This is a genomic window from Paenibacillus taichungensis (assembly GCF_047302525.1).
Taxonomy (GTDB): Bacteria; Bacillota; Bacilli; order Paenibacillales; family Paenibacillaceae; genus Paenibacillus; species Paenibacillus taichungensis_B.
In genome coordinates this window covers 145,588-162,446 of the sequence record NZ_CP168020.1, presented here as the reverse complement: position 1 = coordinate 162,446, position 16,859 = coordinate 145,588, and the positions used below count along the sequence as shown (strand labels likewise).

Annotated in this window: 18 protein-coding genes; 6 read left to right on the top strand and 12 right to left on the bottom strand. The window is 48.4% G+C overall.

Annotated features, from left to right (window positions below; all coding sequences use genetic code 11):
* Positions 1-69 precede the first annotated feature (69 nt).
* The 5 genes from ACDJ58_RS00925 to ACDJ58_RS00905 all read right to left on the bottom strand — a co-directional run bounded on the left by ACDJ58_RS00925 (position 70) and on the right by ACDJ58_RS00905 (position 2,706).
* On the bottom strand, positions 70-270 hold the full coding sequence (locus ACDJ58_RS00925; protein WP_053779829.1) for a copper ion binding protein: 201 nt from the start codon (positions 268-270) through the stop codon (positions 70-72).
* A 48-nt stretch (positions 271-318) separates the two neighbouring features.
* A complete protein-coding gene (locus ACDJ58_RS00920) occupies positions 319-720 on the bottom strand; it encodes a metal-sensitive transcriptional regulator (protein ID WP_413374742.1) in 402 nt (133 codons plus the stop codon).
* Between the two features lie 157 nt (positions 721-877).
* Complete coding sequence (locus tag ACDJ58_RS00915) at positions 878-1,360, bottom strand: N-acetyltransferase family protein (RefSeq protein WP_413374740.1); 483 nt, start codon at positions 1,358-1,360, stop codon at positions 878-880.
* A gap of 148 nt (positions 1,361-1,508) precedes the next feature.
* Positions 1,509-1,691: a hypothetical protein gene (locus ACDJ58_RS00910; protein WP_063566250.1), complete on the bottom strand. Its 183-nt coding sequence runs from the start codon at positions 1,689-1,691 to the stop codon at positions 1,509-1,511.
* Between the two features lie 124 nt (positions 1,692-1,815).
* On the bottom strand, positions 1,816-2,706 hold the full coding sequence (locus ACDJ58_RS00905; protein ID WP_413374737.1) for a DMT family transporter: 891 nt from the start codon (positions 2,704-2,706) through the stop codon (positions 1,816-1,818).
* A 210-nt stretch (positions 2,707-2,916) separates the two neighbouring features.
* Between ACDJ58_RS00905 and ACDJ58_RS00900 the strand changes: the two genes are divergently transcribed.
* A complete protein-coding gene (locus ACDJ58_RS00900) occupies positions 2,917-3,804 on the top strand; it encodes a LysR family transcriptional regulator (RefSeq protein WP_413374735.1) in 888 nt (295 codons plus the stop codon).
* A gap of 180 nt (positions 3,805-3,984) precedes the next feature.
* On the opposite strand, the gene ACDJ58_RS00895 is transcribed toward ACDJ58_RS00900, so the two are convergent.
* The 6 genes from ACDJ58_RS00895 to ACDJ58_RS00870 form a co-directional block, all read right to left on the bottom strand.
* On the bottom strand, positions 3,985-4,743 hold the full coding sequence (locus ACDJ58_RS00895; protein WP_413374733.1) for a nucleoside phosphorylase: 759 nt from the start codon (positions 4,741-4,743) through the stop codon (positions 3,985-3,987).
* A 1-nt stretch (position 4,744) separates the two neighbouring features.
* The gene (locus tag ACDJ58_RS00890) at positions 4,745-5,416 is read right to left on the bottom strand and encodes a sulfite oxidase-like oxidoreductase (RefSeq protein WP_053779836.1); all 672 of its coding nucleotides are present in this window, start codon (positions 5,414-5,416) and stop codon (positions 4,745-4,747) included.
* A 46-nt stretch (positions 5,417-5,462) separates the two neighbouring features.
* A complete protein-coding gene (locus tag ACDJ58_RS00885) occupies positions 5,463-6,386 on the bottom strand; it encodes an ABC transporter permease (RefSeq protein ID WP_024632282.1) in 924 nt (307 codons plus the stop codon).
* On the bottom strand, positions 6,370-7,437 hold the full coding sequence (locus tag ACDJ58_RS00880; RefSeq protein WP_063566254.1) for an ABC transporter permease: 1,068 nt from the start codon (positions 7,435-7,437) through the stop codon (positions 6,370-6,372). The genes ACDJ58_RS00885 and ACDJ58_RS00880 overlap by 17 nt, the downstream gene beginning before the upstream one ends.
* Positions 7,434-8,933, bottom strand: a complete 1,500-nt coding sequence (locus tag ACDJ58_RS00875) for an ABC transporter ATP-binding protein (RefSeq protein ID WP_413374730.1) — start codon at positions 8,931-8,933, stop codon at positions 7,434-7,436. The genes ACDJ58_RS00880 and ACDJ58_RS00875 overlap by 4 nt, the downstream gene beginning before the upstream one ends.
* A gap of 111 nt (positions 8,934-9,044) precedes the next feature.
* Positions 9,045-10,076 (bottom strand): BMP family lipoprotein, encoded by a 1,032-nt coding sequence (locus ACDJ58_RS00870; RefSeq protein WP_413374728.1) that lies wholly within the window; start codon positions 10,074-10,076, stop codon positions 9,045-9,047.
* 277 nt (positions 10,077-10,353) lie between these two features.
* Between ACDJ58_RS00870 and ACDJ58_RS00865 the strand changes: the two genes are divergently transcribed.
* The 3 genes from ACDJ58_RS00865 to ACDJ58_RS00855 all read left to right on the top strand — a co-directional run bounded on the left by ACDJ58_RS00865 (position 10,354) and on the right by ACDJ58_RS00855 (position 14,753).
* Positions 10,354-11,796: a hypothetical protein gene (locus ACDJ58_RS00865; RefSeq protein ID WP_413374726.1), complete on the top strand. Its 1,443-nt coding sequence runs from the start codon at positions 10,354-10,356 to the stop codon at positions 11,794-11,796.
* A gap of 239 nt (positions 11,797-12,035) precedes the next feature.
* Positions 12,036-12,668, top strand: a complete 633-nt coding sequence (locus ACDJ58_RS00860; protein ID WP_413374724.1) for a DUF5317 domain-containing protein — start codon at positions 12,036-12,038, stop codon at positions 12,666-12,668.
* A gap of 252 nt (positions 12,669-12,920) precedes the next feature.
* Entirely contained in the window at positions 12,921-14,753 is a 1,833-nt protein-coding gene (locus ACDJ58_RS00855; RefSeq protein WP_413374722.1) for a diguanylate cyclase, read from the top strand.
* Between the two features lie 129 nt (positions 14,754-14,882).
* On the opposite strand, the gene ACDJ58_RS00850 is transcribed toward ACDJ58_RS00855, so the two are convergent.
* Positions 14,883-15,050, bottom strand: coding sequence for a hypothetical protein (locus ACDJ58_RS00850; protein ID WP_413374720.1), 168 nt, complete (start codon positions 15,048-15,050; stop codon positions 14,883-14,885).
* A 302-nt stretch (positions 15,051-15,352) separates the two neighbouring features.
* On the opposite strand from ACDJ58_RS00850, the gene ACDJ58_RS00845 reads away from it, so the two are divergent.
* Complete coding sequence (locus ACDJ58_RS00845; RefSeq protein ID WP_413374718.1) at positions 15,353-16,183, top strand: sensor histidine kinase; 831 nt, start codon at positions 15,353-15,355, stop codon at positions 16,181-16,183.
* A gap of 1 nt (position 16,184) precedes the next feature.
* Positions 16,185-16,841 (top strand): response regulator, encoded by a 657-nt coding sequence (locus ACDJ58_RS00840; protein ID WP_413374716.1) that lies wholly within the window; start codon positions 16,185-16,187, stop codon positions 16,839-16,841.
* The last annotated feature ends 18 nt before the right edge of the window (positions 16,842-16,859 follow it).

Below are 16,859 nucleotides of genomic sequence, written 5' to 3'. Positions count from 1 at the left end.
TCATTTAATGGAAAAGATCTGTTGAATTCCTTTCCATGCAAAGGGAAGTTCAGTTTAAGCCTGCGATGATTAGACTACGTCATATCCTTGATCTTCGATGGCTGCCTTGATCTGATCCACATTGACTTTTTGCTCGTCATATTCAACTGCGACAGTTCCTGCTGCCAGATCAACCTGACCATTCGCTCCCGCATTCTTCACAGCTTCTTCAACCGATTTCACACAGTGATTGCAAGACATTCCTGTAACGTTCAACGTAATATTAGACATGGGTAGTTCCTCCTTAGATATATAAATGATGAGTTCATTCAAAAATAATTACTTCATTAACTTTCTTACCGTTACCAACAATTCATCCACAACCTCATGCTCTCCGGCCTGAATGCGCTCAACGATACAGCTCTTCATATGACCTTCCAGCAACAGCTTGCCTACTGAATTAAGAGCAGACTGAGCCGCCGCGATCTGCGTCAGCACATCATCACAATAGGTGTCCTTCTCGATCAATCCCTTGATCCCGCGAATCTGTCCTTCAACACGGTTCAAGCGAGAAATCAGGTTGCCCTTCATCTGCTGGGAATGATGGCTCTTGCGCACATGCTTCCCGTCACTGCCTGCCGTATGACATGAATTGGCTTGCTGATCATCTGTCTGTGAGACTTCGTTCACCTCTGTTACGGATGACTCCAAAGGTTCCTTGGGATGGCTCTGATGTTCCATCGCGAACACCCCTTTTCTTTCGTTCTGTTATAAGAGTAACATACCCCATGGGGGTATGCAAGACCATTTTATTATTTTTCTCAACATGGATGTTTCCCATGCTTCCCACGACTGCGCTAACGTGCCAGACATCCCCATTAGTCTTCGTACAGGCGCACTATAGTATGTATTCCATTCTACTGCTGCGCACAGCCAAACCCAGTTGCTCATAGAAAGCTTGAGCACCGTTATTAAATATAGACACGGTCAGTTCAACGCTGTCGACTTGAATTTCTCTGCCAAGTTCGATTAACTCCTGCATCAATTGTTTGCCTGTCCCATGTCCACGATGCATGCTGCCAACGATGATCTCATTGATATATAACATCTTTCGATCCTTCAACAAATCCACATTTTGAATAACATTCAACTGTGCGCTCGTATATCCAACAATCTCACCCTGATCCAGCAATTCCGCAACATAGAGGTAACGATGATCCGTTTCCAGTAGTTGTTCATATTCCTTATGACTCATTCTCGTCTGCAACTCTCTGTATATGTCTGGCCTAGCCTCTACATGCAATTGATGAAGTTCATCCATTAATGCAGATACTCCCGTGTAATCTCCGATGACAGCCCGTCTAATGTTAATCTCACTCATCTTCACATTCTCCTCTCACAAACGTTTCCCATGATTATACAATAAGACATCAGGAAGATGATGCTTCGAAACATGCTTAACCATTCTGATATAAAAAAGCAGATACCTTAACGGTACCCGCTTCTTTTCAAGCTATACTTGGTTCCTTTTATTCTTTGGATGATTTACCTTCATCAAATGCTACAGGTGACGGCTTGGCAGACCATTCGTCCGCTTGCGGCTCAATATCCACACCGCTCAAAATTTTCTTTTTCTCCATCAAGGAATCCCCGTCTTCATCCAGTTTGTTGCGAATTGCCGCCTCATCCTGAGGTTGATTGTTCTGTGTCATGCTAGAGTCCTCCTCTTCGTAATCATGGTGATGTTCCTGTATATAACTTACCCATTTTTTGCATTGTCATTCTGAATGTATACAAGGTTCATCAACCACTTGAAGAAAGTTCGCCATAATAACTTTATATTTTCGCCACTTTACTGCCCTTCACTTTAACATTCACAAGCAGGATGCTGGCAATAATCATAACCAGACCTGCGATCAGATTGACCGTCACCGACTCTCCGAGGAACAGCACACTGCATAAAAGGGCAATCAGCGGAATCAGGAACGTGAACGATCCTACTTTGCTGGCTTCGCCGGAGCTGACCAGTTTGAAGAACGCGAGCCAGCCCATCGCAATGACAAACACCGAAATAAACAACGTATCCAGTATAAAAGGTAGCACCCACTGCACATCAGCCCAGCTCTCTGTGACCGTACCTGTCAACGTCAGAACAACTCCGCCGATCAAAATCGGAATGGCTGTCATCCAGATTCCATCGACCTTCATTGAAGTTCGCTTCATATATACGGTCCCGATTGCCCAGCTAATTGCGCTGAACAGCCCAAGCATAACCCCTTCAGGGGATACTTTGCCTGTCATGCCACCAATACTGATCGTAGCCACTCCTGCAAAACCGATCACCAATCCGGCAATCTTCAGTCCATACATGGACTCGCCCAGCCACAGCCATGCCCCAATTCCGAGCAGCACAGGCTGCAGGAACACGATGGATGAAAATAATCCTGCCGGCACTTCCGTCAGCCCCACGGTCTGAAAGCCGTAGAAGAAGATGATATTAAGCACCGCAGATATGGCATAAATATGCCAGGTTTGCTTCAGCCTCAGCGTTTTGTAGCGGGGAAAAGCATACAACCCCAGCACCAAGCCCCCAATTAACAGGCGCATGCCTGCGAATATAAGCGGCGGTGTAAAATTTAATGCGTATTTGGTCAGGGGCCAGTTTACTCCCCACATGAGTACCAGAAAAGCCAGGACCCAGCCTGCTTTTGCACGTGATAAAGCCATATGTTTATTCTCCTATCCGGCACACATCTACAGGCGCAGTTTAATCAATCATGTACATTATCCTGCGCTCTTTCTGTGCCTGCAAACCATTTGGAATTCGATCCAGACCCGTTTTACATCCATTCTTTGATCGTTCCGTGTCTCCATGATACAATAGTGATTGAAATAATTGAAATGCATGTTAATCATAAGGAGCATACCATATTTGTTATGAACAACTCACAGTTGCAGTTATTCGTGAAAATTGCAGAGACAGGAAGTTTCACCCGTGCAGGTCAGGAACTGAATATGACCCAGCCCGCAGTCAGTAGGGCCATCTCTTCGCTGGAGAATGAACTGGATGTCACTCTAATCATACGAGATCGTAGGAACGGCATCGTGCTTACGGATGTGGGACAGCGAATTTTGGTCATTTTCCGCCGAATTTTACAGCAATTTGATAAGGTACAGCAGGTCGTTGCCGCCGAAAAAGGGTTGGAGATTGGTACGATTCGTATTGGCTCTTTCCCCATGTCATCTGCCCATCTGTTGCCGAAAATCATCCGCTCCATTCGGGATCGCTACCCTCAGATTCAGTTTGAGCTGCACGAGGGGAATATCCTTGAAATTCAGGAGTGGCTAAGCTCACGGGCTATTGATGTGGCTCTCATTATTGCAACAGACAAAGCGCCAATAGATATGGCTTATGAGACACTTCCGCTCTATAGCGAGGAGATGCTCGCGGTGTTTCGGGACGATGAACCTTTTGCGAATCAGGAAATTCTGCCCGTACAAATGCTGGACAAACACCCCATGATTATCTGCAAAGGGGGCTATGAGGTACCGATTGTTGATCTGTTCAATCGAGCACATGCAGAATTACATTTCGGATTTGTCGTGTATAACGTAAACACTTGCCTTAGCATGATTGAGCAGGGACTCGGAACCGCCATGCTGCCTGCAATCTCTCTATCCTGGCTGCCTCCGGGTGTCAAAGCACTCCACACAGAGCCGAAAGCCTACCGCAATATTGAGATTGCCGTTCCTTCACTTGTCGATGCTTCTCCCGCATCCCGGTTATTTATTGAGACGGCGCAGCAATTGTTTGGACAACGCTAACGAATCGATTACACCTTCCAATGTAGCGCAGTCGCTCCTATCGCAAACTCAAAAGGGCGTCCCCAAGTCATGTTCATGACCTTATGGGACGCCCCTTTATATAGTCCACCTCAGATGGACATCATTCACCTGTTTTGCTTTTTATCCGCAGCACCATAAAATGCCCTGATGATCTCAGCTTTACGCCTGGTCCTGGCGAGCGAGTGCAGCCAGTGCGCGCAGTGCCGCTTCGATCTCACGCTCAACTGCATCAGCTACCGCATTTGTGTGCGGATCATACTCGGCAGCCAGGTCGCTGTCTGCGAAACCGTCGATAGCGACAATAGCTCCGGCACGAGCGCCGCGCAGTGTGCTGACGATGTAAAGCGCGGCAATTTCCATCTCAGCAGCAAGAGCACCCGCCTGCTTGTACTTGCGGTGAGGAATCTCTTCGACCCCTGTGAAGAAAGCATCCAGCGTAACGGTAATGCCTACGCCAACTTTACCCGCACTTGAAGCATCCGCTCCACTTGCATGCTCATCAGTCGCCTCGATTAACGCTTGCGTAACGCCAAGGTCCGCTACCGCAGGGAAACCATCCGGTACCAGCTGACGTGTCAGCCCGTCCGTACGAACAGCGGCCGTGCTGACGATTACACTGCCCGCTGGGTAATCCGCGGTATACGAGCCCGCTGTACCTACACGAATCAGGGTCGTTACCCCTGCCCGGATCAGTTCTTCGAAGCAGACGGCAGCTCCGGGTGAACCTACGCCATGGCTGACTACGGCCATTTGTACACCTTCATACAATCCTACAAACGTGCGATACTCCCGGCTGAACGCCAGTTCTCTCGCCTGCTCCAGCTTGCGGGAAATCTTCTCCGCACGTGCCGGATCACCACAGACAATGGCATATGCAGGCATATCTTCGGAATGAATCTGCAAAATAGGCATCAACATCTTAATCAAACTCCTTCTTCGTCCATTCGTCTTCCGGAATCGGAATATCTTCACCAGAGAAGCGTTGCTCCTTGAATGGATCGGCAAAATGATGGAAACCATTGACTTCCCAGAAGCCATTGCGATCTTCTTTCATGAATTCCAGACCTCGTATCCACTTCGCGCTCTTCCAGAAGTAAAGTTGTGGAACAACCAAGCGCAATGGATAACCGTGCTTCGGTGTGAGCGGCTCACCGTTAAATTTAAAAGCAAGCAATACATCGTCATGCATCAATTCTTCGAGCGGAACATTCGTCTCGTAATCATGATCCGCGTGGATCATGACGTATTTCGCTTCCGGTTTGACGCCCAGAAGCTTAATGAAATCCGAGAACCTGATACCTTCCCATGGTGTATCAAACTTCGACCAGCGAGTTACGCAATGAATGTCACTCACCGTGTTCACTTGAGGCATCGCCTGAAGCTCGGCGAAGGAGAACACCTTCTCCTCTTCAACCTCACCGAATACCTTCAAATCCCAGGTGGAAAGGTCGTATTCTGGCACTTCACCTTCATGCAGAATCGGGAATTTCTCGGTCAGTACCTGCCCCGGCGGCAGTCGGTCTCCGTGCTCAGCACCCGCTTTGGGTGCCGGGCTTTTCGTTTTTTTCAGACGTTCAGCCTTATTATGCAAGCGTGATTCCTCCTTCTTTATATGCTTCAAGCATAACATTCAGGATTTAACGCGAGCTCCCGCCCGCTTTTAGTGCGTCTTGTGCATAAGTACGGTCCTTGAAGAAGAACATCGCCACCAGTGTCACAATATACGGCAGCATCATGGTAAAGTGAGTTGGCAGCGCAAAGCCCTGCAATCGGATACTAAGTGCTTCCATGAACCCGAACAGCACACTGGACCCCATAACGCCAAGCGGATTCGCTTGACCCAACATGGTTGCTACCAATGCGATGAAGCCACGGCCTGCGGTCATGCCCTCGGTAAACATCGTAACCTGACCGAGCGATAGCTGTGCACCCGCCAGAGCGCATAATACGCCGCACATCAGAACTGCACCATATTGAATGCCGCGCACCTTGATGCCGATACTTTGTGCTGCAACTGGATTCTCGCCAACCGAACGAAGACGGAAACCGGAGACACTTTTGAACAGATAAAACTGCAAGGCAATTACGATAATAATCCCAAGATATACGAGCGGGCTATGCCCTGAGATGACATCGCCTACCCACGGAATGTCCTTAATAAGAGGGATGTCCCATTTGGGGAGTCCCACCATATCCTTGTCGTAGTAAGCACCTTTTACATCAAAAATCGCACGCAGCGCAAAAGTCGTCAGTCCTGTCGCCAGAAAATTAAGCGAGATCCCGACCACAATGGCGTTGGCCTTCAGATTAATACTGATAAAGGCAAATAGCGCAGAGAACAACATGACGATAACAATCGAGAATATCACGGCCAACAGTACATTGCCGAACAGATAGTTACCCACAATAGCGGAGAAAGCACCGATCAATACGAGTCCTTCCAGACCCACGTTGAACAGACCGACACGAGAGCATAAAGCCCCACCGAGCGCTGCAAGCAGGATCGGCGTCATAATCCGCAGAGTAGAGCCAAACATGGCTGCATCAAACAGTTGTTGCATTGGACTTCTTCTCCTTTCTCCGCTTCAGGAATGAATATCCGATCTGAGCCGATACAAATAACGTCAATACCGCTTGGATGACACTGCCGACTTCCAGCGGCACATCCGTATTCCGTTCCATCCCCATGGCACCTGTCTGCAACGCTGCAAGCAGGATTGCCGCCACAGCTGTTCCTAGCGGATGCGAGCGGGCGAGCAATGTCGCCATAATGCCGCTCCATGCATAACTTGCCGATGACAACGACCCATCAAGGAAACGGTACTGTGTGCCCAACACTTCCCCTGCACCTGCAAGGCCTGCAAGTCCACCACTGATGATCATGGAAAGCATCATCATGCGAATGCGGCGCACGCCACCATACGTTGCAAACGAAGGATTGCTACCCAACATGCGGATCTCATAACCGGTTACCGTCTTGTGTGTGAACCAATAGATGAGAATGGCCGCTACGATGGCAATGATGAATCCAGCATGCAAGCCCATGCCCTGGAACAGCTTCGGCAGCCAGACACTCTGATCAATCATTGGCGTCTGGGCCATCGCCGCCGATCCGGTGCGGTCTTTAAACGGATAGGATACCATGTATCCTCCAAAATAAATCGCAATATAGTTGAGCAACAGCGTCGTGATCAACAGATTCATGCCAAAGCGAGCATCCAGCCAACCTGCAAACAGCGACCAGACTCCACCGGCGATGATCCCCGCCACAATGGCTGCAATACAGACAAACCAGCCTGGACCCGGCAGGTAGAGCGCCGTCAGCGCTGCACTAAGTCCGCCCAGAACCATTTGTCCTTCTGCACCCATGTTAAAAAATCCGGCGCGGAACGCCAGTGCTACGCCCAGCCCCGCAAGAATAATTGGCGTCGAACGTGCCAGTGTGTTAGTGAAGAAGTAGAAGTTGCCGAAGGCCCCTTTCCACATCTCCGCATACGTATCCACCACGGACCCGCCAACGATCAGAATGGCTACAGCACCTGCCAGCAAACCGATGAATACGGCAAGCAGCGGCTGTATGAGTCCGCGAAGTGTTTCTTTTACCCGATTCATATCCGCTCTTTCCCTCCTGCCATCAACAAGCTGATCTGTTCTTCTGTTGCTTCATCTGCCTTCAGTTCCCCGGCAATTCCGCCTTCATACATGACAATGATCCGATCAGATAATTGCAAAATCTCGGACAATTCGGAGGAAACGAGTAGAATACCCGCACCCTCATTCCGTTTGCGCAGCAATTCAGCGTGGATGGTCTCCATCGCTCCGATGTCTACACCCCGCGTAGGTTCAGCCGCAATCAAAAATGGCGTATCCTGGGCAAATTCACGCGCTGCAATCAGCTTCTGCAAGTTTCCTCCGGAAAGGAACTGTGCCTTCGTTTCCGCAGAACCCGTTTTGATGCTGAACTGCTTGATCCAGTTCTCCACCATCGTCCGTGCTGCCTTCGCTTTAATGATACCGCGTGATTGAAGCCGGTGATGATGACCCATCAGTCCATTTTCACGAACGCTCGCATCCTTCGCCGCTCCCCACATATAGCGGTCTTCCGGGATATGGGCAAGTCCATGCTCCCGAATGCGCCGCACTGGCCAATTGGTTGTATCCTGCCCTGACAGCAGGACGCGGCCGCTATCTGCCTTGTGCAGACCCGCAATGATCTGGATCAGTTCAGATTGGCCGTTTCCGGAAATACCCGCGATTCCAACGACCTCGCCTTTCCGAACTTGCAAATGGATATTCTTGAGTGCAGAACGACCCTCTGCCCCTGTCAGATTTACCGCTTCCACCTGAAGCACAGCTTCTCCCGGAACGGATGGCTGCTTGTCCATGCGAACCAGCTCACGACCTACCATCAGGCGGGACAGTTCCTCTACATTCGTGTCTTTTGCTTCCAATGTACCTGTCACCTGACCATCACGAAGAACCGTGATCCGGTCTGCTACATCCATGACTTCCTGCAGCTTGTGCGTGATCAATACAAAGGTTTTGCCCAACTTGGCAAGGGATTTCATATTCGCGAGCAGTTCTTTCACTTCCAGCGGTGTCAGTACCGCTGATGGTTCATCCAATATAATGATATCTGCGCCCTGATGCAGCACCTTGAGAATTTCAACACGCTGCTGCATGCCCAAAGGGCATTCAAATACTTTTTTCCACGGATCAACTGGCATGCCATACGTTCTGCCCAACTCATTCACCTGGGCCGCTGCCTGTTTGCGGTCAAATACTCCTGCCGCAGACGGTTCACGCCCGATCACGATGTTCTCGGCAACCGTAAAGGAAGGAAACAGCATGAAATGCTGATGCACCATGCCGATACCGCTTGCCATGGCCTGAGACGGGGTAGCGAAGCTTACCTCGCGTCCACGAACTTTGATTGTGCCTGATGTCGGTTGCTCCATTCCATACAACATGCGCATCAGGGTTGTCTTACCAGCTCCGTTCTCACCCACGAGGGCATGAATCTCTCCTTCTCGCAAATTAAAACGGATGTCCCGATTAGCGGTGAAGCCGCCGTATTTCTTCGTAATCTGCTCCATCTCCAACAGCATATCTCGCGTTCTCTCCTTTCGGTCTCGGGCATTAAATAGCAGCAAAACCGGCTGCCTGATCGGGCAGCCGGCTGATCAACTCAATTACTCAATCCTATGGAACAAAGAATACTATTGTTGCAATGGATCTTTCACAACGATTTTGCCGGATACGATATCATCCTTGATTGCTTTAACCTTGTCGATAACCTCTTGTCCAACAAAAGCATTCAATGGAGTTTCGCTATCACGTGTTACGTAAGTCAGGCCTACACCATCTTCTTTCAAGCCATAGTTCACTGCGCCCGCCTTGAAGTTTCCTTCCACGAAATCCTTCACCGTCTGGTAAGAAACTGTGTCGGTCGACTTTAATTGAGACAATACGATATGTTCCGGATCCTCCACGGTACGGTCCGTATCCTGACCGGCGGTATAGAAGCCTTTTTCTTTCGCTGCTTCGAACACGCCCAGATCCCCTACAGCAGATGCTGCAGCAATGAAGTCAGCGCCTTTGCCGAATTGCACCAACGCAAGCTCTTTTGCTTTGGCCGGGTCGTTAAATCCACCAACGTAGTTCACGAGGAATTCCGCATTCGGGTTAACCGATTCCAGACCGGCTTTGAAGCCTTCTGTATATTTCTTGATCAATGGAACGTCCATCGCGGCAATCATACCGACTTTATCTGTTTTCGTAGACAGTCCGGCAGCTGCACCAAGCAGATACGCTCCTTCATATTCATGGAAACCAACGCTACGAACGTTAGGCAGATCAACCGTTGTGTCTACAATGGCAAAGGACTTGTCCGGATTTTCGGCAGCCACTTTTTTCAGTGCATCTTCTGCCTGGAAGGTTGCTGTAATAATCAGATCATAGTTCTCAGCAACTGCAGCACGCAGATTTTGCTCAAATGCAGCCGGGTCAGTCGATTCAATCGTTTTGGTATCTACCTTGAATTCCTCGCCTGCTTTTTTGAAACCTTCATCCATCTGTACGAAGAACGGGTTTACCCCGATTTTTTCAGGAAGTACAAGCGCCATGCGCAGTGATTTTTCACTGTCGCCACCTTGGGCCGATTGTTCGTCTTTGGAACCAGAATTTCCACAAGCCGCCAGCAATATAGCCAACATGATGATCGATAAGACGAACGATAAACCTCTTTTCATTTTGAAAATTCCCCTTTTCACTATTCTTTTTTTATAATCCTAGCGGATACTGTCGATCCTTGTCAATAAATCTTTGAGCGTATACACTAAATGGAATATAATAGTTGATTTACCTTCCACAGAGCCTCCGAAGCCCCTCTATACCAAGGTTTTTTCCGTTGACATCCAGAGCTGCTCCATGCTAAAGTCAATCCAATTATTATATTCAGATAGGATTTGTCAGAATTATAACGCAATCTTATTTATTTTCCAACCCTATTTTGAGGAGGCTATTCATTTGAAAAAAATCACCCAGATCACACTGGCCGCTCTGCTCGCCGCTCCGGTTACATTCGGCAGCCTCAGCTTGCCCGCTTCGGTATCCGCAGCATCCGCCACTCCCGCCGGACAAACGACCTCACAGGCTGTTAAAGGACCGGTAGCACAAGCTCCTTCAGTCTATACCGAGAGTGCAGCCGATTACGCCCAATTCCTGCAAGCCAAATACAATATCCAATTGCCGAAACAGTTAACGAAGGGTGACTTCATCAAGGCGATTGCTACCATTCTTGAAGCCGATCAAGCTGCTCCTGCTACAGATGACGCAAGTGACAGTGAAGTTAAGGCCCCAGCCTTTACTGATCTGAACTCGAATGATTCTGCGTATAAAGCTGCCGTTTCCTTATATAACAACGGTATCCTATCCGGTACGGAAGTGCGTGCCAATGACAAACTGAGCACTTATGCCGCTGTCTTCATCGCAGTCAAAGCAGCCGGATTCAAAGAGCTGGCCTATACATATCCTGAAGACAAAACAGCAAAGGCCCTTGCGAAACTGGGCATTAGCCCAAGCCTCGTTCAGGGACAAGCCGCACAGGAACTGGCCGCTGCCATCGATACAGGTCTGATCCCGCAAAGTCTGTATCCCGCTCTCCGTAAGGGTGGCGAAGCGAGTTCCGATTTTGCCAACATTTTGCTTGGACGGGTATTGACCAGTCTGGGTAAATATAAAAATGAAATTGGCCGTTCCGGCGACGCTGACATTTACTCCAAATTGTACGCTGCCTATCGCACTGCTGATTTAATAGAAGCACCGGAACTTCGGACCATTGTGGATCAAGCTCTACGGAATGATCTCGTCACAGGTTACAATCTTAAGGATAGTCGCTTTGATTCCAACTTCATCGATGAACTGACTTTAACTTACGGTCATGATGATATTAAACATGCGGTGCAGTTAATTGGACTGTTGCGCAGCGAAGGCATCGATGCCGACGTACAGTTCCAGCCGAAGACATCTGCCTTCATTTATTTGAAGGAATGGGGAGAGCCCAAAGAAACACCGGATTACAAAGTAACCCAGATCGAGAATGGCAACTACATCGCCTACGCCAAAGAATATGACATTCAGTTCGAGTTCAATAACACAGCGGACAAAGCCCGCTTCAACGACATTATATTGAAGTATGCCAAAAAGAATAGCGATGACACCTCTGCCTTGATCCATGCTTCCTGGTGGCAGCCGCTGTATTATTCGCCGACTGCTCTGGCGGAATATCCGGTCATTGCCAACAATAAAGTTTCACTTGGCAACTATTACGCACAATCCTTCTCCCTTAAGGAAAATTCCAAGGCGATTCAGGAAGGATTCCGCAAGCTGGCCCCTGATGCCGACATTTCCAGTTACACCTTCTGGGTTGACCACCCGTTCTTCAATTATCTCAATGGGGAATCGGAATAAACTGAACATATGCTATGTGCAATAAACCTCGCAATTTGACATAATATAAAGCCGTCTTTACCGAACTTTACAATGGATTCGACCCATTGGTTCGTAGAGACGGTTTTTTGTTTATCTTTTTACAAATTTCTTCTCAAAAAAATATATTCCATTGCAGGATTTACCAGTAAAAGGTCGAATAACATAGGTACACAAACACGCAATCACGTTTACACATATCTGTAAGACAGGAGTTAATCATGGTATACGACGGCATTCTGCTCGGCTTGATCGTTGGACTGTTCCGGGGAGGATTTCGGTATGGTCTCCACCAGTTTGCAGCACTCAAGCTGCGAGGCGGATGGATTTTTCCGCTATTGCTGCTGGCCCAGTTCTTCATCTTTTTCCTGCAGGAAAGGCTTGATTGGGTTGCATCCATCAATGGATACCTGTTTGCTGCCGTTTACGTCACAGGTCTAGCATTTTTGTGGCTTAATCGACATTACAAGGGTTTTACGCTGATCTGGATCGGTGTCTTTCTCAATTTCATCGTCATGGCAGTGAACGGTGGGCGTATGCCGGTTTCCGTGGATGCCTCTGCTGTTCTTGGGCCCTATTATGTGGACATGCTGCGCGAAGGCGGAGCGGTATCGAAACACTATATGATGGATGCTTCCACACATCTTTCATTCCTAGGTGATATCATTCCGCTGTCCAGCCCTTATCCACGGACTCAGGTGATCAGCATTGGCGATGTGGTCATGAACATTGGCATATTCCTGTTTATCCAGTACATGATGGTGAATCGAACCGGAGAAGCTTTGCAGCCAGTGAATTCCATCAGGCCTGAAGAGATTCGGACAGACTCCAAGGAAGGGAGGTCTTTTCCATGAAAAAATTCGAAGGCATTAAATATTCCCGTCTCGTCATCAACGCAATCATCGTAGCTTCTGTCGTTGTTGCATTGACTTCGGGATACAAGCTGGGCGGCTAGTACATAACTCGCCAACCAAGACAAACAGGCTGCCAGCGGCCTGTTTTTTCTTTCTGGATTTTTGGGAGGTAACTTGTTATGTTATACATCAATATAGTACAAGCCGATATATTCACATCAAGAGCAGACTAAACCAAGCAGGAGAATTTTTATGAACTTTATTCGTAACCTTATCCATAAAGCAGATCGGAGCAGCATGTATGTCATGTTGCTTAGCTGCACCGGCATCGGTATTTTTCTGTATATGAACAAGTGGTCTTATCTCCATCTATCCTCTGACGAATGGGTAATGGTATACACGATGCTCGGTGCGGCGCTGATTTTGGATTACTTCACGTTTCAAATTCCGCCCAAAGGCAATCAGCAATCCATGGACTCTTCCGTGTACCTCGCCTGTATCTTCATGTTTGGTGGTGCATTCAGTCTGTCTGTACTGCTGCCGGTTTCCCTCATTCTGTTAATCAAGGATCGCAAACTCACTTGGTGGAAACATATCGTCAATTTCAGCATTTACAGCCTTATGATTGCTGGAGCTGCTTATGTATTCACTTGGACTGGAGGAATTCCGGGAGCACTGGATGGATATAACTTGCTGCCCTATTTTGCGGCACTTGCAGCCTACTTCATCATCAATACAATCACGCTTGGCCTGTTTTTTCATTTCTCAACAAAGGATGCATTACAGCAGATGAAGCGTGTGTTCGTTACCGAATCGCTGCTCGTCTATTTATGTACATTAATTTTGGCGCTCGTGCTGACCATTCTCGTTGTGCATAACGGCGTTCTCGGCCTGCTGCTCTACCTCAGTCTTAGCATTCTGCTATCGCATGCGTTCAAACAGCTGTTTGTGATGTATCAGAGTATTGAGGAAAAGGCGAATACGGATCAACGCACAGGTTTGTTTAACCACAGTCATTTTGAAAGTATGCTGGAGAGCGAGCTTGGTAACGCCCGTTCCCAGGGAACCCCGCTTTCGTTGGGACTCATCGATATTGATGATTTCAAAAAGTATAACGACCGCTTCGGTCATCTCCAGGGTGACAGCCTGCTAGCTCTTCTCGGAGATTTCCTCAGTCGGAAGACGGAAGGCACTCAGGTCACCGCCTTTCGTTATGGCGGAGAAGAGTTCACCCTGCTCATGCCAGGCATGGATCTGGACGAGGCTTATGTGTTCATGAACAAGCTACGCAAGCAGCTGAATGACACACCTTTTGAAGGAGTTGAAGTGTTTCCGCACGGTTGTCTCTCATTCTCCGCAGGTGTTGCGCGTTATGAGGTCGATATGTACAACAAGTCACAACTTGTGGATCAGGCAGATAAAGCGCTGTATTATGCCAAAAAGCAGGGCAAAAACAATGTGCATCGCCACGGCAGCAATGACGGCATGGAGCAAGAGATTGATCTGGTGCAGGATGTGCGCGACATTGAGCAGCAGCTCAACTTGTTCAGATATAAGGATATGGATACATTCAAACATTCCAAACGTGTTTATAAGTATGCTCTCGATTTAAGTGAGTTGCTAGAACTCGATAATGTGGAGAAGCGGAATTTTGTACTGGGCGCACTGATTCATGATATCGGAAAGCTCGAAATTCCGTGGTCCATTCTGAATAAGAAAGAAAAGCTTACCTCTGAAGAATGGGAAACGATCAAGGGTCACGTTACCTGGGGCAAAAAGATGGCCATGACTAACGAGCGTTTTGCCGATCTCATTCCCTATATTGAATTGCATCATGAACGATATGACGGGGCAGGCTACCCTTATGGTCTGAAAGGCTGTGAGATTCCACGGTTGTGCCGGATGCTCACGGTGATCGATTCCTTTGACGCAATGACGACAGAGCGACCGTATCAGGAAACGAAAAATGTCGATGAAGCAATCAAGGAACTACAGATGTGCTCCGGTTCTCAGTTTGATCCCGAGCTAGCCGAGCTGTTCATCCGATATATTCAGAAACGAACGGTGCAGCAACAACTTGTGTAACACCCGCAGAATTCCCCCTTATAAAGCCAAAAGCGCTACCCCCGGCCTAATCGGGGATAGCGCCATTTTCATGTTCATCATGGAATGAATCATGCACGAGACTACTTCACTTCTTGTGCAGATTCTGCGTTATCGAGTGGTATTCATTTCGTATGAAGTCTGATGCAGCTCTTTAATCATCTGCTGCAAAAACATGTTATCCTGACGACTGATTCCGTGCTGATTGTCTTGAAGAAGCATTTGATGAATGTTCTTCTTGAGCAACTCGCTGCGACGTTCCAATACCTCTTGATTCATGTTGTTGCGTTCACTCCTTAACATCTTTTGTAATGAATTTCTGTTCTATATAAGTATAGAGGACCTTCTCCAATAGTGAAAATGGATACAGCCCCGCTCATCTGTACTCACCAAGGCTCACCCTGCGTGACATAATTTCACCCCATGTTGTTCTTAGATATCCTTCTAAATGCTCCCTTATCCACCAGAGGTTCCCCCGAAGAAAGCCAGACTAGGGTCTGAAGCAAGCATGCGTTATAATGGTGCCAGCCCTTGAAACGGATACATATAAATGGACCTTATCTCAAAGGAGTTCTGTATTCATGTCATACAAACAGATTAAATGGATGATTCTGCTGGTCCCCACATTCACCGTTGGTCTCTGGGAATACATCCGTCACCAATTCCTGATGCCCTACCTTTCAATGGATGCGGGCAACTGGCTTACCCCACTTATCCTGTACCTCATAAGTGTCACCTTGCTAAGTCGCTTATTTAATATGCTGGAAAGTGCCAGGGCCGCTCTGGAGCAGGAGCGTGCTTCCAAAGTGGCACTCGAAGCTCGGGATCAACTGGCCCGCGAGCTTCACGATGGCATCTCGCAGTCTCTTTTTCTCCTGTCGGTAAAAACAGACAAGGTCGAGCGCAGTTTGGCTGGAAGTGGGCACGAGCATGAAATTCAGGAAATACGCAAAACCGTACATGAGGTCAACGCTTACGTACGGCAGGCCATCGCCCAACTCCGCTACGTCCCTGGACAAGCGGCAGTACCGGAGGGAACTTCCCTGCTGTCACAGGTGGAATTACTTATAGAGGAGACGGTTCCTTCGGCGCGTCTGGAATGGGATCTGGACAGCACCTTCTTCTCCTCAAAGGAGCAGGTAGAGCTGCACGCCTGCATTCGGGAAGCACTGCTTAACGTACGCAAACATGCCCGGGCTACAGATATTCGGGTGATTGCAGAGGGGACTCCTTTTGTCTGGTCCATCTTCGTTCAGGATAACGGTGTTGGTGTGAGCGGGGATCCACTACACCTGAAGGATCGGTACGGCTTGCGAATTACGAAGGAACGTGCAGCTCAGATGGGCTGGTCTTTCGCCCTTGATTCAAGGCCAGGTTACACACGAATAACCATTGGAAAGGGGCATGCTTAATATGGAACTTGTACGAGTATTGGTCGTCGATGATCACGCGCATGCGCGTGAGGCGATCTGCAGTATTTTATCCGAGGACAGCCTGTTTGAAGTGATTGGTACCGCTTCTACTGGACTTGAGGCACTGGAGCTTACCGGGCAATGGATGCCCGATCTTATTCTGATGGACGTGCAGATGCCGGATATGGATGGGCTGGAAGCCACCCGCCTGATCAAACTGCGCTTTCCGTATGTCATTATCGTCATGGTCACTGTATCGGATGATGTCACGTACCTGTTTGAAGCGTTGAAGCAGGGGGCTCAAGGGTATTTGCTCAAAAATCTAGCTCCCTCCACCTGGCTTGAATACCTTCGCGCCATCGTCAGTGATGATGCACCCCTGAGCAAGGAACTTGCCTATCGAATCCTTCAGGAGTTCCCTGCACCTCGCACTGAAGATGTACCCGATAATCCGCTGACCACGCGGGAGCTTGAGATCCTGCAATGGGTATCTGCGGGATATACCAACCGTGAGATTGCCGACCAACTTGGCATTTCGGACCAAACGGTGAAAAATCATTTGAAGAATATTTTACAGAAACTGCATCTCGAAAATCGTGTGCAATTAACTCGCTATGCATTGGAAAGCGGACTGGCAGGCCGTAAGCTGCGTAAATAGCGGGGTATTCATGTATTT